Here is a 968-nt window from a genome sequence, read left to right as displayed (position 1 = left end):
CAGCGCGGTCAGTTCCGTATCCCAGGACACGACAAGATCGTAGGTCAGAGCGCATGTCACGCACTGACGATGAAGCAACTACATCCCGTGGCGGAGCCAAACGAATCAAGATCTACGGATGTAGTACAGGCGACCTACAAACAGAGCAAGCCCTATGTCTATCTGGCGCTGCGGTGGAGCGGATTCGAGCTGCACTTCGGCCCGGCGCCCAAGGGGCTCGATCCGGTCCGGGAGGAGTCCGGAGGCTGCCTGGTCATGGTCGACGCCGTGGCGCCGTACCATGCGGCGTTCGTCGCGGCGATGCGGCGGGTCCATGGCAAGGTGCTCAGTTCGGGCCTGCCGCGGATCACCCGCTACCGGCCGGGCGCGTCCCGGTTCACGCTGATCGATCCGTCTGGGAACTCGATCATGTTCATCCAGCGCGACGAGCCTGCCGAACTGGAGTACGGCGGCTCGACGAAGCTGACAGGCCTGGCCAGGGCGCTCGACAACGCCCGGATTCTGCGCGAGTTCAAGAATGACGACCTGCAGGCTTTCCGCGCGCTCAAGTCGGCGGTGCGCAGGCATGGCATGAACGCCCCGGTGGTCGAGCGGGCCATCGCCCTGTGCCACCTCGTCGACCTGGCCATGGTCCTCGGCGAGCCCACCGATCCATGGGCCGCCGATCTGCGTGGTCTGGAACTCACCACCAGCGACAGGCAGCGCATCGAGTCAGAGCTCGGGCATCTCGCCGGGCTCCAGGAGTGGCTGCCCTGAAGAGGGAGGGCGCCGTTGTGGATCGCCGAGGGCGAGCCCGGACAACCCGCTCCTACGCGCGTCACCAGGAGCGCTGACCGTAGTTGCTCCAGTCGTAGTGACCCACGAGGCCCTCGCCGATGCGGAACTTGTAGCCGTCGAACCCACCGCGGGCGCTGTAGCTGAACCGGAACGTGCCGTGCCCGCCGGTCACCAGCCGGCGGCCCTGGTGC

1 protein-coding gene is annotated in these 968 nt (G+C 66.5%); it reads left to right on the top strand.

All coding sequences use genetic code 11. The features are described from left to right. Positions 1 to 69 precede the first annotated feature (69 nt). Positions 70 to 756: a VOC family protein gene (locus E1286_RS47355; protein WP_246075793.1), complete on the top strand. Its 687-nt coding sequence runs from the start codon at positions 70 to 72 to the stop codon at positions 754 to 756. The last annotated feature ends 212 nt before the right edge of the window (positions 757 to 968 follow it).

Source organism: Nonomuraea terrae, assembly GCF_004348995.1.
Lineage (GTDB): Bacteria > Actinomycetota > Actinomycetes > Streptosporangiales > Streptosporangiaceae > Nonomuraea > Nonomuraea terrae.
The sequence above is the reverse complement of the archived record's forward strand: the minus strand, read 5'-3'. Positions and strand labels throughout refer to the sequence as shown.